Origin of the sequence: Chryseobacterium sp. MYb264 (assembly GCF_035974275.1) — a bacterium.
GTDB lineage: Bacteria > Bacteroidota > Bacteroidia > Flavobacteriales > Weeksellaceae > Chryseobacterium.
This window is the reverse complement of the sequence record NZ_CP142422.1, coordinates 3,833,793-3,856,932: the sequence shown is the minus strand read 5'-3', so window position 1 is coordinate 3,856,932 and position 23,140 is coordinate 3,833,793. Positions and strand designations below refer to the sequence as shown.

The 23,140-nt window shown below is 38.2% G+C and carries 18 protein-coding genes; 11 read left to right on the top strand and 7 right to left on the bottom strand.

Annotated features, from left to right (window positions below):
• The first annotated feature begins 57 nt into the window (after positions 1–57).
• Both VUJ46_RS16725 and VUJ46_RS16720 read left to right on the top strand, forming a co-directional pair.
• Positions 58–1,650 carry a SulP family inorganic anion transporter gene (locus tag VUJ46_RS16725; RefSeq protein ID WP_326981860.1) on the top strand — a complete coding sequence of 531 codons (1,593 nt, stop codon included), beginning with the start codon at positions 58–60 and terminating at the stop codon, positions 1,648–1,650.
• Positions 1,651–1,709: 59 nt separating this feature from the next.
• Positions 1,710–2,345, top strand: a complete 636-nt coding sequence (locus tag VUJ46_RS16720; RefSeq protein WP_326981859.1) for a carbonic anhydrase family protein — start codon at positions 1,710–1,712, stop codon at positions 2,343–2,345.
• 143 nt (positions 2,346–2,488) lie between these two features.
• Here VUJ46_RS16720 and VUJ46_RS16715 read toward each other — a convergent pair whose 3' ends face one another.
• Entirely contained in the window at positions 2,489–3,829 is a 1,341-nt protein-coding gene (locus tag VUJ46_RS16715) for an IS5 family transposase (protein WP_326981209.1), read from the bottom strand.
• Positions 3,830–4,022: 193 nt separating this feature from the next.
• Here VUJ46_RS16715 and VUJ46_RS16710 point away from each other — a divergent pair, with 193 nt between their 5' ends.
• Positions 4,023–4,463 (top strand): hypothetical protein, encoded by a 441-nt coding sequence (locus VUJ46_RS16710; protein WP_326981858.1) that lies wholly within the window; start codon positions 4,023–4,025, stop codon positions 4,461–4,463.
• A gap of 42 nt (positions 4,464–4,505) precedes the next feature.
• On the opposite strand, the gene pth is transcribed toward VUJ46_RS16710, so the two are convergent.
• The 6 genes from pth to mfd form a co-directional block, all read right to left on the bottom strand.
• Positions 4,506–5,069: an aminoacyl-tRNA hydrolase gene (pth, locus tag VUJ46_RS16705; protein ID WP_326981857.1), complete on the bottom strand. Its 564-nt coding sequence runs from the start codon at positions 5,067–5,069 to the stop codon at positions 4,506–4,508.
• Between the two features lie 89 nt (positions 5,070–5,158).
• Positions 5,159–6,079 (bottom strand): hypothetical protein, encoded by a 921-nt coding sequence (locus tag VUJ46_RS16700; RefSeq protein WP_326981856.1) that lies wholly within the window; start codon positions 6,077–6,079, stop codon positions 5,159–5,161.
• Between the two features lie 308 nt (positions 6,080–6,387).
• The gene (locus VUJ46_RS16695; protein ID WP_326981855.1) at positions 6,388–7,131 is read right to left on the bottom strand and encodes a hypothetical protein; all 744 of its coding nucleotides are present in this window, start codon (positions 7,129–7,131) and stop codon (positions 6,388–6,390) included.
• A 3-nt stretch (positions 7,132–7,134) separates the two neighbouring features.
• The gene (locus tag VUJ46_RS16690; RefSeq protein ID WP_326981854.1) at positions 7,135–7,950 is read right to left on the bottom strand and encodes a hypothetical protein; all 816 of its coding nucleotides are present in this window, start codon (positions 7,948–7,950) and stop codon (positions 7,135–7,137) included.
• 13 nt (positions 7,951–7,963) lie between these two features.
• On the bottom strand, positions 7,964–8,788 hold the full coding sequence (locus VUJ46_RS16685) for a hypothetical protein (protein WP_326981853.1): 825 nt from the start codon (positions 8,786–8,788) through the stop codon (positions 7,964–7,966).
• Positions 8,789–8,924: 136 nt separating this feature from the next.
• Positions 8,925–12,293: a transcription-repair coupling factor gene (mfd, locus tag VUJ46_RS16680; protein WP_326981852.1), complete on the bottom strand. Its 3,369-nt coding sequence runs from the start codon at positions 12,291–12,293 to the stop codon at positions 8,925–8,927.
• A gap of 899 nt (positions 12,294–13,192) precedes the next feature.
• Between mfd and VUJ46_RS16675 the strand changes: the two genes are divergently transcribed.
• The 8 genes from VUJ46_RS16675 (at position 13,193) to VUJ46_RS16640 (ending at position 23,110) form a co-directional block, all read left to right on the top strand.
• Entirely contained in the window at positions 13,193–13,585 is a 393-nt protein-coding gene (locus VUJ46_RS16675) for a hypothetical protein (RefSeq protein ID WP_326981851.1), read from the top strand.
• A 599-nt stretch (positions 13,586–14,184) separates the two neighbouring features.
• Positions 14,185–14,457 carry a hypothetical protein gene (locus VUJ46_RS16670; protein ID WP_326981850.1) on the top strand — a complete coding sequence of 91 codons (273 nt, stop codon included), beginning with the start codon at positions 14,185–14,187 and terminating at the stop codon, positions 14,455–14,457.
• A gap of 580 nt (positions 14,458–15,037) precedes the next feature.
• Positions 15,038–16,537, top strand: a complete 1,500-nt coding sequence (locus VUJ46_RS16665) for a GH3 auxin-responsive promoter family protein (protein ID WP_326981849.1) — start codon at positions 15,038–15,040, stop codon at positions 16,535–16,537.
• Positions 16,538–16,606: 69 nt separating this feature from the next.
• A complete protein-coding gene (locus VUJ46_RS16660) occupies positions 16,607–16,969 on the top strand; it encodes a hypothetical protein (RefSeq protein WP_326981848.1) in 363 nt (120 codons plus the stop codon).
• 93 nt (positions 16,970–17,062) lie between these two features.
• Entirely contained in the window at positions 17,063–18,298 is a 1,236-nt protein-coding gene (locus VUJ46_RS16655; protein WP_326981847.1) for an MFS transporter, read from the top strand.
• An 89-nt stretch (positions 18,299–18,387) separates the two neighbouring features.
• Positions 18,388–18,801, top strand: coding sequence for a hypothetical protein (locus VUJ46_RS16650; protein WP_326981846.1), 414 nt, complete (start codon positions 18,388–18,390; stop codon positions 18,799–18,801).
• A 39-nt stretch (positions 18,802–18,840) separates the two neighbouring features.
• Positions 18,841–20,928 carry a T9SS type B sorting domain-containing protein gene (locus VUJ46_RS16645; RefSeq protein ID WP_326981845.1) on the top strand — a complete coding sequence of 696 codons (2,088 nt, stop codon included), beginning with the start codon at positions 18,841–18,843 and terminating at the stop codon, positions 20,926–20,928.
• A gap of 115 nt (positions 20,929–21,043) precedes the next feature.
• Positions 21,044–23,110, top strand: coding sequence for a T9SS type B sorting domain-containing protein (locus VUJ46_RS16640; RefSeq protein WP_326981844.1), 2,067 nt, complete (start codon positions 21,044–21,046; stop codon positions 23,108–23,110).
• Positions 23,111–23,140 lie beyond the last annotated feature (30 nt).

Below are 23,140 nucleotides of genomic sequence, written 5' to 3'. Positions count from 1 at the left end.
TCTTTTTATCATGGGTTAATCACAGCTAACCTTTGATAATCACAGCATTTTCATCATATGAAAAACACATCATTAATAGGAGGAATAAAGGAGAATTTCCCTTCGGGACTCGTTGTATTCTTAGTAGCACTTCCCCTTTGTTTAGGAATTGCATTAGCATCAGGAGCACCGCCCTTATCAGGTATCATTGCCGGTATCGTGGGTGGTTTGGTAGTAGGAACAATCAGTAATTCGAGCATCTCGGTTTCCGGTCCTGCTGCAGGTCTTACCGCCATTGTTTTAACAGCAATCACCGATCTAGGTGCTTTCGAACTTTTTCTTTGCGCAGGAATTATTGCCGGGCTTATTCAGCTGGCTTTAGGCTTTGTCAGAGCAGGAAGTATATCCAATTACTTTCCCAATAACGTTATCGAAGGGATGCTTGCCGCGATCGGTATCATTATTATTTTAAAACAAATTCCGCATGCCCTCGGATTCGATAAAGACTATGAAGGTCACGAATCTCTTTTTGATAACGGACTCAATTTCAATTATTTTACTGAGCTGATCGGTGCCGTTCATCCGGGTGCTATTATTGTAACTTTAGTTTCAGTAGGCATTCTTTTGGCTTGGGACAAAATTCCAACCCTGAGAAGAATGAAAATGCTTCCCGGAGCTCTTGTTGCTGTGGTGGCAGGTATTTTATTGAATGAAGTTTTTAAACTGACAGGCAGTTCACTCGCGATTAGCCCACAGCATTTGGTAGTATTACCGGTTCCGCAATCGTTTGACGATTTTAAAAACCTTGTCGTAATGCCGGATTTCAACGGATTCACCAATCCTAAAGTATGGATCGTAGGGGCAACCATTGCCATTGTGGCTTCTATCGAAACCTTACTTTGTATCGAGGCTTCCGACAGATTAGACAGACAAAGAAGAATAACGGATACCAACCTGGAGTTAAAAGCCCAGGGAATCGGAAATCTTATCAGCTCATTTATCGGTGGGCTTCCGATGACCTCAGTGGTGGTAAGAAGTTCCGCGAACGCTAATGCAGGTGCTACTTCGAAATTATCAGCGATTATCCATGGAGTCCTCCTGTTAATTTGTGTACTTTCCATCCCGATGATCCTCAATCTCATTCCTTTAGCGACATTAGCAGCCGTATTGCTTTTGGTAGGATACAAACTGGCAAAACCGGCCACCTTCAAACATTTCTGGCATTTGGGAAAATTTCAGTTCATCCCTTTTGTAGCGACCGTTGTGGCAGTAGTAGCCACAGACCTGCTGAAAGGAGTCGGAATAGGTCTGGCAATTTCGGTATTCTATATTCTTCAGGGAAATATGAAAAGAGCCTATTATTTAAGCCGTGAAAAACTTAAAAATGCAGACGGAATTAATATCAAACTGGCTGAGGAAGTATCATTTTTGAATAAAGCAGCGATTAAAAAAACACTAAAAAACATAAAAGCAAATTCTAACATAACCATTGATGCGAGAGGAACCTCCTATATTGCCACAGATGTTCTGGAAATGATACAGGATTTCGCCAATATACGTGCAAAAGAAGAAGACATACACGTTGAATTACTAGGCTTCAAAACTTCATACAGCGATTATGAAAGGGATGAAGACTCTCACATTTTGATTACCCATAAACGAGCTATGTAAGCTCATCTCAATAATTTTTTTAACTTTAAAAGTAAAATTTAATACAAATAATAAAAAATATGAAAGCACATACTTCAGAAACTCAGTCAACCATCACTCCAGAAAAAGCACTTGACTTTTTAAAGGAGGGAAACCAGAGATTCGTTAATAACCTGAAGGCGAACAGAGATCTTTTGGAGCAGGTAAATGCCACAAGAGAGGGACAATGGCCTTTCGCGGTAGTCTTAAGCTGTATCGACAGCCGTACCTCAGCAGAGCTGATCTTTGACCAGGGACTGGGAGATGTCTTCAGCATCAGAATTGCAGGAAATTTTGTTAATCAGGACATTTTAGGCTCTATGGAATTCGGCTGTAATGTAGCTGGTTCAAAATTAGTTGTGGTTCTGGGACACACAAAATGCGGAGCACTCAAAGGAGGGCTTGACGCAGCACAGATTGAAGGCCTTGGAATGGATAACCTGAACCACCTGATCAATCATTTTGATCCGATTATTAAAGAGGTCATTCATGAAGGCGAAGAACGCTCGTCCAAGAACAGCGACCTGTTGGAAAGATTAAACCAACAGAATGTAAAAAGCGCGATCAATGATATCCGCAAACAAAGTTCCACCCTTAGAAACCTTGAAAATGAAGGAAAAATCAAGATTGTAGGTGCCAACTACGATGTTGAAACAGGCGTGGTAACCTGGTTATAAAAGAATGTTATAGTTAGATAGATTGGAAATTAATTTTTTAAAAGTACAACTACTGGCCATCGGAATTTTTCGGTGGCTTTTTTTGTTTTTCGTTGATTATTTTTAAAACACATATTTTTAATAGAGTTTTAACTAGTCGCTCCTTAAAAAGCTGTTTTTTGACTTTGAAAATTATATTTGCCTAAAAAGATTCGGAGAACAAGTTCGAGCCAAAGAAGAATTTGTTGTTTGATTTGATTCAATCTCATCTTCAAATTGTATCCAATCCCTGCTAATAATGCATTATTAATATCTCCAGCCACTCCTTTCAGGAAGTTTAATCCTAAGGAGTGGTTTCTTTTTAAATGAGAGATACAAGGTTCTATGGCTGCTCTTGCCCGGAATCTTAATCTGGCTACTTGTTGCCCATATTTTGTTTTTTCTTTTTTTGCGGGAAGCAAAATTGCTGTTCCTTCCACTTCTTTGATTCCTTTAAATCCTCTGTCTGTAGTGGCTTTCGTAGGTCTTGTTCCGCCAACGGATTTTCTTACCCTCTCACTCTGTGCCAATGATTCTTCAAGAGTTTTACTATCGTGAGGATTGCCAGAAAATCTCTTTACCGAGCTGATGATCCCTGTTTTCCGACCTCTTACTACTGCTACTTTTGTCCCAAACTCGTATGCTTTTCCCGATTTTCCTTTCGCAATACACGCAACTTGTGGCTCGTGAAGACTGTAAATTTTATCTTTCGTGGTACGTTCTTGGGTGAGTGCTTTAAGGTAAATTTTAAAAACGTCTTCGTAGCCTTTCAAAACATCTTTAGGAAGTTTTCTTTCCAATTCCCGAAGAACTCTTTTACCAATCGTCCTGAGCTTTTTCCTCGCCATTTTTGCCTTCTTCTGTCTTCTGGGATGATGTCCAAAAAAAGCGTCCCGCAATAATTGTTTGCTCACTCTTCTGTAGCTTTGTCTTTGTACAACGCTCTCTTTTTCTGCTATTTTTCTACAATTGTCGATTACTTTTTTTGCTAATTTGGCATCGGTAGGAAAGGTAATGTTCTTCTCCTGAACCGTCGTATCTACCTGAACTTCATCTTCTGTTTTGGCTTTGGGATGGAGAGAAACGCTTTGTCCCAAAAGAAATTCCAAACCCTTATCTCCAATTCTTTTTCTGAAGTGTACAAAATTGCTCGGATCGAAAGGCTGCTCTGTCTGGAAAAAGGTTTCTCCGGTAAAATATTGCCAATACGCATTCTCAATCCATCTCTCTATTACACTTTCATCACTTTCTTTAAACATTTCCTTGAGCAAAAGCATTCCTGCTATTTTACGGATAGCAATAGAAGGTCTTCCGTTTTCTGAAAATAATTTCTCAAACTCTGACTCCATTTTATCCCAGGAAATCTCCCCAGCTAATTTTACCACCGGATGCTCCATATTAATAAGCTCCGTAAGCCTGGTCTTGAATAAATTCTGCTGTAAATCCTCTCTTATTTTGCCTAACATTTTGCCACTTTTTATATCCTAAAAATACAATTTATTGCAATTTTTTACAACGATTTTTTACGAAATATAAGTGCATAAAACTGATAATCAAAATATTACTTGGTTTTTAAGGAATGACTAACTAAAAGACAATTTCAATACATTTTCAAAATACTTACATTTGAAATTCTAAAATTAGATGACTCACTAACTTATGAAAGTACGGTTCAACATATTTATTTTCGGTATTTTATTTTTTCTAAATGGTTTTGTCAAAGCCCAGAAAACCTCTGATAAAAAAGCAGTTGATACGGTCTCCTACCTTAGAAAATTTGAGATGAATAAGGATAAATACATCGGCAAGCGTTTCGGATTATTAATGAAAGACATGATACAGATGCAGCCCAAAATGGCAAAATCAGTCTTTAATGAAGACGTAAATAACCCAATGACCAGCACTGCTTTCAGGTTTTCAGAGAAAAGTTTTGATGATACCCATACGCCAACTCTCATCGTAAAATGGAGAACGGATGATATCCCAACCGGGCCGATTCAGTTTGCGGAGGAGGGAAACAATTACCGCTTCTCCCTTGGTCAGAAGAATATGCTGGAAAAGAAAATCATCAAAGATATTGCCCTGGTCAACCCACAATAATCCCCTTCGAAACGGAGACTTCTGGCTTTACAGATGTTTCGGTTATTTCCCGTTAAAAGCGGACATGGTATTATTAATTCCGGCAAAAACGAATGACAAAGAAGCTTTTGTAAATTTTTCAATTCTCTCCGAAAGCTTTTCAGATTCTTCAGCATTCCATGTTCCCAAAACGTAATCTACCTGTTTCCCTTCAGAAAAATCGGCGGAAATTCCGAAACGCAACCTTGCATAGTTCTGTGTCTGCAGCACTTCATTAACATTTTTCAGTCCGTTATGTCCCGCATCAGACCCTTTTGCTTTCATCCTCAATGTTCCGAAAGGGAGTACCAGATCATCCGTAACAATCAATACATTTTCCAAAGGGATATTCTCTTTCTGCATCCAGTATCTTACCGCATTTCCCGACAGGTTCATATAAGTATCCGGTTTTAAAACCAATACTCTTCTTCCTTTATACTTTCCGTCTGCCATCCATCCGAAATTCGTGGTATTGAATGAAGCTTCCAATGTTTCTGCAATTTTATCTGCGACTTTAAATCCTATATTATGACGTGTATTTTCATATTCTGCACCTTTGTTACCAAGGCCCACTATTAAATATTTCATTGAGAAATTTTTTGCAAAATTAAGGCATTAAAAATAAAAACTCAACCTTCGGAAAGATTGAGTTAAAATATTATTTAAAAAATTAATTCTTACAGGGGTTTGTAGATATAATTGATTCCAAAACCTACTCTCATATAAGTCTGCGCGTCATAAAGGTAATCTGTCGTTAAGAATACCGGACTTGGGATAGGTGTCATAAGATCCGTCACAGAAATTCTCTTAGGGCTGTTTGGTGATAAAATAAAACTTTCACTATCATTGATTTCAGTATTCAGTAATCTCGAAACTTTATATCCAAAAGGCAATAAGGTAAACGGACTGATCTGGGTATCATAAGAAAGAAATTCGTATCCGTATTTTGTCGTTACCCCTCCCCCAATCGGGCCGTAGGCTCTTGTTACTTTAGATACATTATCTCCTGTATATTCATATTTCGTCTTGGAATAATCTGTAAATGCGAAAACCGTTCCTGAAACGTCAGGCCCATTTTTCATAATGATAGAATCCAGTTTGGCCGTAGAAGCTTCATATTTCAGATCATATGTTGACTTCGTCTTTTTATACAGCGTCTGAGGCCCCGGAGTTGTAGACGGCGGAACAGGATCCGCTCTCTTAAAGAACGATCGGTTTTCTGAGATAGTAATCAGCTTTCCTGTAGGACCATAGGTAAATAATTGGGAATAAGAAATACTGTCCTTATCTAAATTCCCGTCATTGTCAAGATCTAAGAATCCCATAAAATCAATTTTACTGATTTTATCACCGCTGTACGCAATATTGGTAACCGAACCACTGTCTGTGAGTACTTTTGTAAGCTGCAAACCATTATAATGGTATTCGGCAAGGGTATCTGAATCTGTAATTTCTCTAAACAATGCTCTTGGTCCGGTAAGCCCTGTATCAGGATTAAGGTCGATCAGCGAATTTCCGTCCTCATCTATCATTTCCTTACAAGAATGAATAGAAGATAGACCTGCAATGAGTAAAATAAAGTAGAAAAGTTGTTTCATTTTCAGGTATTTGATAAATTTTTCACAAATATAATTTTTTTTTGAATAAAAAATATATTTTTCTTGATATTATAGTAAAACCAGCAATAAAATATTTGGCCTTTATCTTTTAAAAGAAATGGGACTATTTTCCGTCACTGGGCTCAGCACATCCCGGAAAATGATTCCACCGATACCGGAGAATAGCTTCAGCCCTGTTTCTTTTAAACGGAAAAAGCCTGAAAACATTGTTTTCAGGCTAATAAATTTATTTTTACCCAAGACAAAGCGGTTCATTTGCCAGGAAATAGAAAAAACATTTGCTATGATCAGTACGGTTGCATTACAGAGGTTGTAAGCACAGACTGTGACATATCTGTATTGAGATAGGTACTGTTAACCGCTTTTCCGATTCCCAATGTACCGTTGTTTAAGTTTCTTTTGGTACATGCTACTTTAACTGCATAATTATTTTTTTGAGGAACATTAGAAAGCGTCGCGTTTAGGTTGAATATCTTATACGCTCCGTCTGTACCAATCAAAACATCTGTTCTTACCGCCTTCAGCTGATTATCGACAAAAATTCCGCAGGCAAATCCTGTAGAAGAATTATTATTACCTGTTTTCTGTGCAGTCGTCTGAAACGTGAAAAATACTTTGTTTGTAGAGGACGTTACGGAATAGGTATCCTGAGTTCCCGGAAGCACTGTCCATGCATTTGTAATAGTCATATTTTCCTCATAAGGATCTGTAGAACCACTTCCATTACCAAATTGAGCCCCTGTTTTATCAGCCACCGTATTCATAAAAAACACCGACATACTGCCTTGTCCCTCTGCTATTTTAATGCTTTTCCAATCATTTACTCCAAGAGCAGAATTATTATGAAGAATTGTTCCGGCATCCCCCGCAGATCCTTTTACAGTATTGGTACCTCCTATTCTTAACTCTTTTCTTAGCCCTAAATCTCCATTAATATCCAACATATTAACAGGTGTTCTGGTATTTATTCCCACTTGTGCAAAAAAGCAAACTGAAAATAATGATAATGTGATAAAAAATATTTTCTTCATGATTTAGTTTAAGATATTGTTAAATACTTGAGGAATTTCATAAACATCTACTTTAAGAGAAGACTGCGTGATAAAATCATCGATATTCTCTGCAACATTAATTCCTATACCTAAGGTCGCATTTGTATTAAATGATCTAAGCCTGGAGCATGCTACACTTACAGTATGCGGGCCTTTGGCAAGGTTCTCTGCCATACCAATCTGGTTATGCGTAATAAATGTGCTGGCTGCACTGCTGGCTTTAAGATTTCTCTGTCTTAAATTCACCAATTTATCATCCACAAAGATTCCGCAGGCATAATCGATAGAGATATCGGGAGAATCATTCGACGGAAAGTTTGCCTGAACAACAGTTTCAAACTGAAAATAGGTTTTACTCTTCTCACTGAAAACAGTAAAAGATTGAGAAGACACTCCGGGAATTTTTTTAAATCTGCTCAAGCTGTTAAGATCAGCATCTTTTACCAGCGAAGTAGACCTTGAATTCCCGTTACCGGAAACTTCATTCCTTGAAAAGGTAACCCCTGTTCTGTCAGCATAAGAATTATTAAAAATTAAATAAAACTTATTCGGTTCATATTCCGGAATACGGAGGGTTTTCCAGATCGGCGCAGATCCCGGCCCCTGAGAAACTAAAATCTGGTCATTGGTACCTTCGGAAAGCACAGCATTGGTGGTATTGGAAACCGCAAGTTTACCTCTAAGGTTTACATCTCCATTTACATCCAGCGTAGATTTCGGGGTGTCTGTTTTTATTCCCACCTGCGCAGAAAGTGACAATCCTATAGAAACATATAGGAGTGATAATATTTTTTTCATTGAAGTCTTCTGATTAGTTAGTTTTGTACGTTACATATTCAATGACATCTACTTTAAAATCAGATTCCTGAGTAAACGCATTGGATACCGTGTTTGAATTATCGATATTTCGTCCTATGGCAAATAAGGTGTTTGAATTGGAGGATTCAATCTTACGGCATGCTACTTCAATAGTCTGACTCCCTTCAGGTACATTCTGCTCTGTATAATTAAGAGTAAAAATATAATCCTGAAAACCTCCTTTATCTGTATTATTATTCGAAGTGATTTTATCGGGACGTACCGCAACGAGTTTATTATTTCTGAAAACACCGCAGGTAAAAGTAACACTCTGTGGCGTACCCGCAGCCGGAGCCTTCATTTCAATGCCAGTCTGAAACTGGTAGGTAAGCCGGTTCTTAGCATTTTTAATCTCAAAAACATTCCTAAGATTATCAATTTTCACCCATCTTCCTTTAGCTGTATTCGAAAAATCATCACCGACGCTATTGGTATAAATACCGTCTGCTGCAATACCGCCGGATAAAGAGGTAATGCCTGCCTGATCGGATGATAGATAAGAATTAATCAGCTTGTATTGACCTTCTTCGATGAAGGAAACATTCAATGATCTCCAAACCGGAGGTAAACCTGCTCCTTGAGAAACCAACACCTGGCCATTGAGTCCGGCATTTCCTGCCTGATCAGAAGTACCGCCAACTTTAAGCTCTTTTCTTAAGGTAGTTTTCCCGTTGATATCGAGAACTGCATTGGGGGTACTTATCCCAATTCCCACCTGAGCGTACGCCTGAACTGAACACATCAGAACAGCTATACAATGATAACTAGATTTTTTCATAATAAGGGGCTGCAAAGGTAAATATTTTTTACCTAAAATTCCACTTATTACCTCCTAATTCAATAGAAATAAGTTAATTATAGCATAGAAATAACCCTATCAAAAAGTAGAATTATTTCTATAAATCGCGAATTAATTACCCTGATGCCAGGATGGATTTTAACAGATAATTCACCTCATCGACATTTATCACATTGCCTTTTCTCATCATAAGGTGATTTCCATCTTTACCGATTTTCTCCTTCAGCTGCGCTTCAGACGGGTTTTTCGTCAGGTAATTAATAATATGTTTGAACTTGTCTGTCTGATAAAATTTGTCTTGAGGGTTGCTTGGAAAGTAGCCCAGAAACACCCCGTTTTTCATAACAATTTTCTCAAAACCAATGTCTGAAGCGAGCCATTTTAAGGCCACACTTTTCAGTAAATTAATAGCTTCTTTTGGAAGATTTCCGAAGCGATCTACCAGATCTGACTCAAATTTCTGGAGTTGTTCTTCGTTTTCAATATCTGCAATCTTCTGGTAAAGCGATAATCTTTCCTCGATATTAGAAACATAAGAGTCCGGAAGCATAAGTTCCAGATCGGTATCAATATTTACATCTTTTACTGATTTAAACAGCTTTTTACGATCTTCCTCATTGTCAAACAAGCTTTCAAATTCCTCATCATCCTTCAACTCTTCCAGAGCCTCCTGCATGAGTTTCTGATAGGTTTCAAAGCCCATCTCATTGATAAAACCACTCTGCTCAGCTCCCAATAAATCTCCGGCTCCACGAATTTCAAGGTCTTTCATGGCAATCTGGAATCCGCTTCCAAGATCTGAAAACTGCTCAATAGCTTCAAGACGCTTCCTGGCGTCTGAAGTCATCATATCATATGGCGGGGTGATCAGATAACAGAAAGCCTTTCTGTTGCTTCGTCCTACTCTTCCTCTCATCTGGTGAAGATCTGCCATTCCGAATCTTTGGGCATCATTAATAAAAATGGTATTGGCATTAGGCACGTCTACCCCACTTTCAACGATCGTGGTAGACACTAAAACGTCATATTTCCCTTCCATGAAATCTAAAACATTTCTCTCCAACTGCTTACCATCCATTTGCCCGTGACCCGTAATTACCCTGGCATCAGGAACCAGCCGCTGAATTAATCCGGCAATATCTTTAAGGTTTTCAACCCTGTTATTAATAAAATAAACCTGACCATCACGCTGAAGCTCATACGAAATCGCATCACGGAGGATCTCTTCACTAAAACCTATTAGCTGCGTATCAACAGGCTGTCTATTAGGTGGTGGCGTTTTAATAACCGACAGATCTCTTGCAGCCATTAGGGAGAACTGAAGCGTTCTCGGGATCGGCGTTGCTGTCAGGGTTAACGTATCCACATTGCTTTTAATTGTTTTAAGTTTATCTTTTACCGAAACTCCGAACTTATGCTCTTCATCGATAATCAGTAATCCCAAATCTTTAAATTTCACAGAAGTACTTACCAGCTGGTGAGTACCTATAATAATATCTACTTTTCCATCTTTTAAAGCCTCGAGGGTCTCAGATTTTTGTTTGGCCGTTCGAAATCGGTTGATATAGGCTACGTTTACAGGAAAATCTTTTAATCTGTCCCTGAAACTTCGGTAATGCTGAAAAGCAAGAATGGTGGTAGGCACCAGAATGGCCACCTGTTTTCCATCTGTGGCCGCCTTAAAAGCAGCACGGATCGCCACCTCGGTTTTACCGAAACCTACATCTCCGCATACAAGACGATCCATCACCGTACTGGCTTCCATATCTTTTTTAACATCAATGGTTGCCTTTTCCTGATCCGGTGTATCCTCATAGATAAAACTGGCCTCAAGCTCATTTTGCAGATAAGAATCGGTGGAATACGAAAAACCCACCGCAGTTTTCCGCTGCGCGTAAAGCTTAATAAGATCAAAGGCAATCTGCTTAACTTTAGCTTTAGTTTTCTGCTTTAATGATTTCCAGGTGGGTGATCCCAGTTTACTGAGAACAATCTCCTTTCCGTCCGGACCGTTGTATTTGGATATTTTATGGAGGGAATGGATGCTAACATACAATAAGTCCCCGTTTTTATAGCTAAGTTTAAAACATTCTTGAATTTTCCCGTCATTATTCACCTTGACTAATCCCATGAATTTGCCGATGCCGTGATCGATATGGGCGATATAGTCTCCTACTTTTAATGACATCAGGTCTTTAAGAGTCAGCTGTTCTGACTTCGCAAACGTATTTTTTGCTTTATACCTCTGGTAACGGTCAAAAATCTGATGATCCGTATACACCAGCAATTTGTGATCAAGATCTAAAAACCCTTCGTGAAGCTCAGATTTAAAGCTTTTAAACGGTAGCTCATGTTTGAGTTCCTCAAAAATAGACTCCAGTCTTTCCTTTTGCTTTTCAGTGGAAAAAGAGATCCAGGTAGCAAACCCTTCTTCCTGCCTGTCTTCAAGATCCTGAATCAATAATTCAAAGTTTTTATGGAAAGAAGGCTGAGCCGTCTGATTAAAAACAATGGGGGTAAGCTCAATCAGCCCCTCAATTTCAACGGTCCCGAAATCCACGGTTTTGAATTTCTTATAATCAAATAAAAACTCCTGATCTGAAATAAATAATTCCTGAGGACGGCGATGGGCAATATCTTTATTTAAAGTCTCATATTTTTCAAGGGCTTTTTCATAGAAGGCCTTAATTTTATGCATGCCCAACATTCCGTTTTTTGAGACGACAAAACTGTCTTCTGGCAATAACTGAAGCAGAGAAACCCTCGATCCTGTTACCGAAAAATTCATATTGGATACCAATTGCAGCTCATTTACTTTATCAATGGAAAGTTGAGATTCAATATCAAATGTTTTAATACTTTCCACTTCATTTCCAAAAAAAGTGATTCGATAAGGTTTTTCGTTGGAATACGAGAAAACATCTACAATTCCGCCCCGTACAGAAAACTCACCCGGTTCAGATACGAAATCTGTCTGCCCAAAATGATAATGATTCAGCAGTTCATCAACAAAATCAAAGTCAAGCTGGTCGCCGACTTTAATATGATGTGAAATAGCACGGAAATCTTCCTTTTTTAATACCTTCTCAGACAATGCTCCCGCATAGGCAACAATCACTTTAGGCGATCTTTCGGATGTAATTTTGTTTAAAACCTCAGTCCTCAGAACCAGATTGGCATTCTGAGTTTTTTCTACCTGGTAAGGATCCAGATGGGTAGCCGGAAAATAAAGAACTTTTTCCTTTCCCAACAAATCTTCCATTTCTGTATTGGCATAGAGTGCATCTTCTTTTTCGTCCACCAAATACAGCACATTTTTCTTATGGCTAAGAAAAAGCTCTGCTGTAAAAAGGGAAACGGCAGATCCCGCACTTCCTTTTACAGAAATATGATCATTTTTTTCAAGCTGGACAAAAATCTCGGCTCCGAACTCTTTTTTAAGAATTTCAGGAAGAAACTTTTCACTGATGGTTTTTAACTGCATACGTAATGATGATATAAACGACAAAAGCGATTTCGGGAGTTTTCCGAAACCGTTTGGTCTCTACAAAGATACAAAACAAAAATTATTTAAAATAAATCTCTAATAATTGAATAAATTTCATACTTTTATGCCTAATAAATTACAAAACAGCGGATAACCCCGTATGTAAATAATAACGACATTAATTATATCCTGTTTTAAATAACACTTCTAAATATTTAATTTAAAATTCACCAAAGCTTCGAAATCAATTCGAAGCTTTTTTCTTTAAAGCAGGCTAAAATTCTTTAAACTCGGATCAAGTACAAAAGTTGGGGAGTAGGCAAAAAAGTGTAGATACTATAAGATGAAATTTTTTGCGCTCGCAGATTTTGCAAATGATACAGATTCTTTTCCTTACACTTTACATATTGAACACGAAGCCAACCCATTTTTTTTGACAACTCCCGTTTTAAGTCTCACCAAACCGTTCTACCTATAAAAGACCGGAAAAGATAAGCAAAGAAAATCAACGATATCATCTGTGAAAATCCGTACGATCTGTGGGAAGTAAGAATATTCGTGCATTCGTGGCGATAATATGCAGCCTTCAATTTTATCTTTGATAAAATCCTTGCGTCTTAAAAACATAAAGTATTAAAAAATATCTTTGCGACTTTGCGAAAAACCAACAGAAACAGCACTATCTGCGATCTGTGGGAAATAAAAAGTATTCGTGCATTCGTGGCAAAAAATACATCTAAACAATTTCTCCCCAAGTTTTGAAACTGATCCTTAAACTCTCGCTAAATATTGATTTTTAACTATTTTTTTTAATTAAAAGTTAAAATTTCAAAGTCTCAGCACAGTGGCATATTGTTTGAAAACTAGAATGTACCAACATAACGAAATTTAATATTATGAAAAAAACAATCAAAATTCTGGGGCTGTTCGCCCTAATCTGCTTTATGATCAGCACCCTCTCATCATGCAGCAATGATGATGACCCTACCAACAACGATTTTTTTGCCGGAACGTATAAAGGAAGTGTTTCCTATACAGACGATTCTACAACTGTTACAAAAGATAACGGGAGCGTATTTGTAACGAAAATTGCCAGTGGGACAAAGTATAATTTTGCTTTCTCAGACGGCATTCCGGATCTAAATGGCATAGAATTTGAAAAACAGGGAGATCATACCCTGATCATGATTGGCTCCAACGGAACCTCCTATATCAGAATTGATAATAACGAGCTTAAAATATTTTATACAAAAGACGGCCGAACCTGGACTGCCAACTGTACACGCTAAACCAAATCAATCACACATACCTATCAATCGGCTTCTCCTTTCCGGAGAAGCCGATTTTGTTAATCCTGCCTCCCGCCTTCAGTATCAATTCCCAAACTTTGTAAACAGACAAAGAGTTTAAGAGGCTGTTTAAATTTTATTGCCAAAAATTTTTATAGCTATTTTGAGATGGATTTTTTGCTTCGTGTTTGCAGATTTAGCGGGCTAAATCAAAAATAGGAAGTGAAAAATACGCTCAAAAGAGCATCAAAATGGAGCAATGATCAACTTCAATAAGAATAATAAATAAATCGGTAAAATTTTAACCAGGCTCTTAATCGTTTGAAAATGAAGAATAGAAATCCGAAGTGTACCCGCCACCATTTTTGTCCCGGCCTGTAAAAATCTTCATTCACTCAACAGAACAGTCATCATCCTAACACCTCCGCTTTAAGGACATCGGAACATCGCTTTGGTCTGCCTTCTAATCAACAACAGGAATGGTAAATCATTTAATCTTTTTTTAAGCACTGATAAACTTAAGTTAAGTTTGAAAAACTAAAGTTTTCAGTCTGATTTTTACCTACCTTTGATTCAACAAAAAAACAAATCCAACCCCTATGAAAAAATTTTTAACAGCAATGTCACTGGTCTTAGGACTCGGACTTGCTACCGCTCAGCAAGCTGCTCCTGCAACCCCATCCAAAACCCAGCAGGTAGCCAAAACGACAACAAAGACGGCCTCTAAGGATGTGAAAACGGCTAAAACTGCACCAACATCAACAAATGAAGCCAAAATGAAAAAAGACGGAACTCCTGACAAGAGATACAAAGAGAATAAAAAATTAAAAAAAGACGGAACACCGGACAAAAGGTATAAAGTAAACAAATAAACTCAACATATAGTTGTTATTTTCATAATCAAATTTCGAAGAACCGATGATCAAAGATTCATCGGTTTTTTTATTCCTTTTGTACATACATATTCTTTTTATTTGCCACGAATGCTAGAATTATTTAAATAGCGTGGCTTCAGCCCAATGATAAAATCACAAATCAAATAGAGGACTTTAGTACAAATTGATTATAAATTTCAGCTAAAACCTATAGGAGTATCATCTTTTTTAGACGGGCTGAAGCCCGCCCCTATTGATATGGTAGAATATTTTATGGATCGAACTCAGGCTGATAACACCGGTCATTTTTTTGCTTTGCAGTTCTGGCTTTTATTAATAGAATGATTGGGGGAAACTTCAAGCAATTTAGTAATGAAAAAAAATATTTTCATTCAGTTTTTTTTTCAGATCAGATTCATATATTTTTCTTCTGCTTTAAATATTGAACATGAAGTTTTGCAAGCTTTTCGAGCATTAAACATTTTAAGGTTTTCCAACATCAAAAAAAATTAAATGGACTCATCAACTTTCGATTAAAAATGTCATAAGATTCTTTACTAATTTATAAATTTGAACCATGTTAAACTTCATAAAGAAAAATGCGGCGCTGGTATGGGCAAAAAAACATGTTCAAAAGGCAGACGAATTCAAAAAAAATGCAGAAAAAAATCAAGAGGACCTTTTACTTTCCCTCGTTGACACCGCTAAAAAAACCCTTTTTGGAAGAGAACATGATTTTGAAAGCATCAAATCGGTTAAAGATTTTCAGGATCGTGTGCCTGTAGGAGACTATGAAGTTTTGAAGCCATATATTGAAAGAGTAAAAAAGGGTCAGGCCAATATTCTGTGGACAGAAACGCCTGAATATTTTGCCAAAACTTCAGGAACAACTTCGGGTGCGAAATACATTCCGATCTCAAAAGAAGGAATGCCTTTTCAGATAAAAGGAGCTCAAAGCGCTCTTTTCCACTATATCGCCAAAAAAAATAATGCTGATTTTGTAAAAGGAAAAATGATCTTCTTACAGGGAAGTCCTGAACTGACGGAAAATTTCGGCATAAAAGTCGGTCGGCTTTCAGGGATTGTTGCCCATCACATTCCCAACTACCTACAGAAAAACAGACTTCCAAGTCTCAAAACCAACATGATAGAAGACTGGGAAGCGAAAGTAGACAAAATTGTTGAGGAAACTGAAAAGGAGAACATGACCTTAATTTCGGGAATCCCCCCATGGTTGATTATGTATTTTGAGAAATTAACTGGAAAAAAGGGACAAAAGATTAAACAGATTTTCCCCAATCTTCAACTGATTGTTACAGGAGGGGTAAACTATGAGCCTTACCGCGACAAAATGGAAGAGCTGTTAGGCGGAAAAGTAGATATTGTGCAGACCTTCCCCGCTTCGGAAGGATTTTTTGCTTTTCAGGATGATTATACCCAAGAAGGTTTATTGCTTTTAACCCACCATGGAATTTTCTATGAATTTATTTCGTTGGAAGACTATGGTAAACCCGGTGCCAGAAGATTAACGTTGAAAGAAGTTGAGCTGAACAAAGATTATGCTTTAATTTTAACGACCAATTCAGGACTTTGGGCTTATTCTATAGGAGATGTCGTAAGATTTATTGATAAAAATCCGCACAGAATTCTGGTGAGTGGAAGAACCAAACATTTTACCTCAGCATTTGGAGAACACGTTATAGCCTATGAGGTGGAAGAAGCCATGAAAGCAACTTTGAAACAACATCCGGCCCAGATCACCGAGTTCCATCTTGCCCCACAGGTTAACCCTCATGAGGAACTTCCCTACCATGAATGGTTTATAGAATTCGAAAAAGAACCTGAACATTTAGATCTGTTTAAAGCAGAACTCGATAGGCAGCTGAGAAAAAAAAACACGTACTATGATGATTTAATTTCCGGTCATATTTTACAACCACTTCATATTTCAAAAATGAGCAAAAATGCATTTAACGAATACGCCAAATCGCAGGGTAAATTAGGTGGACAAAATAAAACTCCAAGACTTGCCAATGACAGGAAAATTGCAGATTTATTGGAAATTTACAAACTTTAATCACATTTTTTTAATTCCGGAAAGCTATATTCAAAAAAAATTATAAATTTGAAAAACTAAAAAATAATAATGAAAGCATCTGTACTTTTAAAATCATCTTTATTGACTTCTCTCTTTGTAATTTCCTCTTGTGCTACGACAAAATATACAGAAGATACATCTAAAAATGACTATTCCAATTTGCAGGCAGGCAGAATGTATACTGTGAAGATGAAAGATGGCTCTAAAAGCCAAAAAATGTTGTTCCGAAATATTGACGGAGATAACTTAATCGGTACAGCTGGTAAAAAAGACAGCACAGAAGTTATTATTCCCAAAGCAGATGTAGCAGCAGTAAGAGATAATAAAAAGGCGGCTATCACCACAGGTGCCGTAGTGATAGGTGCTGCAGGCGTAGCGGCCATCGTTTTAAGCTCAAGCCGTGCTGACTAAAATAGATACTGTCTTTTGAACTCTATTTGATTTATCATTTAAAAATCGATCATATCAATAGCCCTAAGTGAATATTTAGGGCTATTTTTGTGCATGATTTCTTTTACGCCCTTGAAGACATTACAGAATGTCGAATTCAGGAATCTTCTTACCGGAAGATTTTTTATTGTTTTAGCCTTTAGAATGCTCGCTACTTTATTGGGATGGTGGGTATACCAGTTGACAAAAGATCCTTTTTCTATCGGGCTTATCGGCTTATCAGAGGTCATCCCTGCAGTAAGCTGTGCCTTATACGCGGGACATGTGATTGACATGAATGAGAAGAAAAGACTTCTGCTGATCTGCAATTACGCCTATATTTTCCTGATTGCACTTTTACTGATTCCTGCCTTTTTGAATGTAGAAATGCACTTCACAGGACATGAGATTACGTATTTCATTTATGGGGTCATTTTCTTCACAGGTATTGCGAGAGCGTTTATCGGTCCCATGATCCCCGTGATGATCCCGAAGATTGTACAGAAAGAAAATCTTCCCCATGCGATTACTCTGAACCAGGCGACATTTCTGGTTTCTTCTGTCTGCGGACACGCGATCGGAGGTTTTCTGATTGGCTATTTTGGGGTCAAATGGACACTTTTGGTCATTATTTCATTAATATTTATCGCATCCCTGTTCTTTTTTCAATTAAACAAGCAGGAATCTGAGCATAAAAAAGGACAGATAAACGTGGTGGAAAGTATGCGTGAGGGAATTGCTTATATTTTTAAAACCAAAGAAATTCTCGGAGCCCTGTGCCTTGATATGTTCGCCGTACTCTTCGGGGGTGCTGTAGCGATGATCCCCGTCTATGCCACTGATATTTTAAAAGTGGGTGCTGAAGGATTTGGATTTCTCAATGCCGCTTCAGATATCGGATCCATGTGTATTATCACCATCCTGTCTCTTATCCCTTTACGTAAAAATCAGGGAAAAATATTATTGGGGGTGGTCACGGGTTTTGGGCTTTGCATCATTGGGTTCGGATTATCAAACTGGTACTGGCTTTCGTTCATGTTTTTGGTTTTAAGCGGTATGCTGGACGGTATTTCAGTGGTTATCCGCGGAACAATTGTTCAGCTTAAAACACCAGATCACATCCGTGGTAGAGTATTGAGTGTAAACTCAATTTTTATTATGTCCAGCAATGAAATGGGACAATTTGAAAGCGGGCTTTCAGCGAAGCTTTTGGGAGTGGTCCGATCTGTAGTTTTTGGAGGAACCATGACCGTGCTTGTAGCCCTTGTCGTAGGAAGTACAAATCCAAAATTAAGAAAAATGCAATATTAATCCCATAAAGGGCATTTAATTAAATATATAATAAAAACTTTAATTCAACGTTAATAATTTTTTTATATTTGTATATTAAATCCCCCTTTATGAAAAAAACTCTACTCACCTTCCTTTTTTCATTGTTCGGTGCTTTCATGCTAGCACAAACAACATATGAAAAGACCTTAAATGAAAAGGCAAGAAAAATATCCGACATTAAGACAATCGCCGACTGCGATAAACTTTTTGATGAATTTTCTGCCTTGAAAAGAAACCCGGATCCTTACCGATGGAAGGCCTACTACTATGCAGGCCTGGCTCTTTATAATAAAGCCGAGCTTATTCTAAAAAGCAATAAAAAAAACGGTGTAGAAAATGTAAACGGACTTGCTGAAAAATACGTCCTGGGAAGTTTAACTGCCGCCCCTGATGACAAAGAAAACAATGATTTACTGAAACTCATCCTTGAACAGCGCTCAAGATTAGGCGTAAACGGTACTATTCAACCGAAAAAAAAATAGTTTTCAGAAAAAGTATTCATTAATTAAAAAATTCAGCACATGAAAAAAGCATTACTGTTTATAGCATTTTTAATATCTCACCTTTTTCTGGCTCAAAACAATGACTGCCTCACTGCGATTCCTATATGCAGCAATGCCGACATTACCCTAACCCCCAGCGGAATAGGAAACCAGGATGAAGGTAATGTAGGCTGCCTTAACGGAGAAAATAATTCTATTTGGTTTACCTTCAGTACCCTCACTGCCGGAACATTAACTTTTGTTATTAACCCGGTAAATAATGTGGATTATGACTGGGCTCTTTACGGACCTGACCTGAACTGTACGCAAATTCAGACCGCAACACCCCTTCGATGCTCTTATGACGCACCCCCTCCTTACCAGACCGGACTTAATATGACGTCTTTGGATACCTCTGAAGATGCAACATATGACAACCTGGGAAATCCGGCAGATGGAATGGTGAAATACATTGATGTTCTGCCGGGACAGATCTATTACTTACTCGTGGATAATTTTTCACCAACGATCTCTCAGTTCTCTCTGACATTCGGAGGAACAGCAGGATTATTAACACCATTTGATGATCCTAATTTACAACCTTTCCCATTTGTAGTACCTGGTGCTGACCATGACGGTAATATTGATATTTGCGGAAATCCTGTAACATATGATTTTTCTACACTAACAACGGAAATTTTAAACGGCAATCCTAACTTTCAGGTAAAATACTATAAAACAGCTACGGATGCATTGGATGATGTAAGTGCCATTACAACTCCTATTCCCGTTAATACAACAGATACCTACCACTATGTAATTAGTTACGTGGATCCTACAAGCCCTGCGAGCTTTTTAAATAAGTGTAAACAGTTTGGCCAGATTAAATTTGTCGACCGGTCGTTTGTTTTAACAGGACTCACTCTAACGGAATGCAGCAACAATAATTCCGGGACAGCTCTTTACGACCTGATCTCCATTGATATCGGATTAACTCCGAATCTTGACGTAAAATATTACCCCTCCATGGCAGATCTAAACGCAGGAACAAGCGAAATCACAGTTCCTTACGCCTATACATCAGCCCCGGGGTCTGTCTTTGTAAAAGCAACCAATGAATTCGGATGTATCACCATCGCTGAGATTAAGCTGAATTTCCATCCTATAGTAAACGTTAATAACAATGCTATTTTAAGATCCTGCTTCCTTGAAACCAACCATTCAACAGCAACATTCAATCTTACCGCTGCGGCCGTAACATCAGAAAACGGAATTACAAAAACCTACTATCCGTCTATGCAGGATGCCGTGAACGGAACCAACGCAATTCCGAATCCTCAGGATTATACTGCTCCCAACGGCGTAGCGTATATAAAGGTCTCCAATGCACAGGGATGTTATTCCGTGGCTAAAGTTACACTGGAAGTCATTCCTCCGGTTTATTCTTCTGTTTTAAAAGAAAAAGTAATCTGTATGGAAGACACTACAACACTGGATGCCGGACCTGGATTCAACGGATACGAATGGAGCACAGGAGCCACTACACAGTCTATCACGAATGTAGGAGTCGGAACCTACTGGGTAAAACTAAAAACAGGAGACTGTATCGCTTTACAGACCGTAAAAGTATATCCTGCTGAAGAACCAGTAATCACCAATATTGACATTGCGACAACAACCGTAACCGTAAATGTAATTGGAGGAACAGCTCCCTACAAATACTCAATCGACAATGTAAACTGGCAAGATTCCAATATCTTTGAAAATGTATCCAGAGGAGACCATACCGTATATGTGAAAGACGCGTACAACTGTAATTCTGTAGATATTACTTTTGTACTTCCGAATCTTGTGAATGTCATTACACCTAATGGAGACGGCATTAATGATGAGATCGACTATTCATCTTTATCAGGTAAAAACGGACTGGTTCTAAGTATTTTCGACCGCTACGGAACCAAATTACACCAGGCCGACAAAAGCAACGGCTTTAAATGGGACGGAACCATTGGCGGAAAAAAAGTACCTACCGGTACCTACTGGTATTCGGTAACCTGGACTGAAAACAACAAAAAGAATACAGCATTCAAATTTTCAGGGTGGGTAATGGTTAAAAACAGAGACTAACGAACACGATTCAAAGAAACCGCTCTCTAAGGAGCGGTTTTTTACTCATAAAAAAAGAACATTAGGTTAATAATATTATTCTTATTTTCACGACACTATTATAAATTCATTTAAAATGAAAAAATTACTACTACTTTTTATATTATTTACATCAACACTGCTATTTTCGCAGTCGGATTGCGTCTCAGCAATTCCGGTTTGTGGAAATTCAGACCTATCTTATACTTCTCTTGGCCACGGAAATGTGGAAGAGGTTCTTGGAGGCTGTCTGTACAGTAATGAAAACCACTCTGTATGGTATTCTTTTACAATTGCCACGTCAGGAACTTTAACATTCACAATCAACCCGAATGTTTATGAAGATGATTATGATTTCGGGGTATACGGCCCTAATAAAGACTGCTCGGCATTAGGTGCCCCCATCCGATGTAACTACAGTGGCTCAGACGGTCCTACCGGACTAACACTCGCCCTTAACGGAAGTGCCACTAATGACACATGGAGTGCCTACATGGATGTAGTAGCCGGAGAAACCTATTATTTAATCGTTGACAACTGGTCAGGGACAGTCAATGGTTTTTCTTTAACCTGGGACGGGACGGCGACCCTAACCTCTGCATTTACAGATCCGGCATTAACCCCTTTCCCTTTTATTACTCCCGGCGCTCCCGGCCCTACTCCTGACTCTCCAAACGAAATCTTAAGATGTTCTTTACCTTCATCATTTGACTTCAGCTCATTAAACACAGCTATTCTGAATGGTAATCAAAACTTTACAGTTACTTACCACGATACCAGCAATGATGCAGTAACAGGAGATAACCCTATTACAGGATTTACCACAGTAGATGATACCAAAATATATTACTACCGACTGGAATACAATGACCCTAACAACCCTGACAATGCGGCTAACGGTTGTTTCCAGACAGGAGAATTTAAATTTAAAGAAGGAAATATCACTGCATCGGACGCCGTGGTATATGCGTGTAACAATAATAATGTGGGATCAGGATCATTCGATCTTACCACTGCTAACGTTTTTTCGGGCTCTAATATTACTAAAAAATATTATCCTACCGCAGCTGATATGACTGCTGGGACCAACGAAATTACCAACCCTACCCATTATAACTCTACAGCACCTAAAAAAGTATATGTAAAAGTAACCACAACCGACGGATGTTTTGATGACGCTGAAATTACCTTATCATTCTTCCCGCTTGTCGTGGTTAGAGAAGCAAGTCTTGAATCTTGTTATATTCCGACAAATGTCACTACTGCTTCATTTGACTTAACTACAGCCAATGTTTCAACACTTACAAACCCAACAAAGAATTTTTACACTACTTTAGCGAATGCGACCAACGGCACCAACCCGATTGCTAATCCCACCAATTACATTTCTATAACGGCCCCCGTATATGTAAGAGTATACAGTACAGACGGATGTTATTCTATTGCTAAAATCAATCTAATCGTTTTACCTCCGGTAAAATCTACGGTATTAAAGGATCAGACGATCTGCGTTGAAGACACTACAACTTTAGATGCTGGACCAGGTTTTGACGGATATGAATGGAGCAACGGAGCAACCACTCAATCAATCACCAATGTTCCTGTAGGAACTTATTGGGTAAAATTACAGACAGGAAAATGCTTCACCCTTCAACAAGTGAATGTTTATCCTTCTATGCAACCCGTAATTTCAAGTTTAGATATTACAAATAATACGATCACAGTATATGCCGACGGAGGAAAAGCACCTTACAAATATTCAACAGACGGCATCAACTGGCAGGAATCTAACGTTTTCAGCGGACTTCCACGAGGTGAAAACAAAATTTTCGTTAAAGATGCTTATGATTGTGAACCTGTTAATATACAGGTAACAGTTCCGAACCTTGTCAATGCAATTACTCCAAATGGAGATAACGTAAATGACGAAGTAGATTATACAGCGCTGGCCTACAAAAAAAATCTTGTATTTACAGTGTATGACAGATACGGGAACAAATTGTATCAGGCAGATAAAATGAGAAACTACAAATGGGACGGAACTGCTTCAGGCAAAAAGATCCTTACAGGAACGTACTGGTACACCATCACATGGAATGAAAATGATAAAAACAATACCTCTACTAAATACAGTGGATGGATTCTTGTAAAAAATAAAGAATAAATTTCATTTTTATATTTAACTTAAATCACC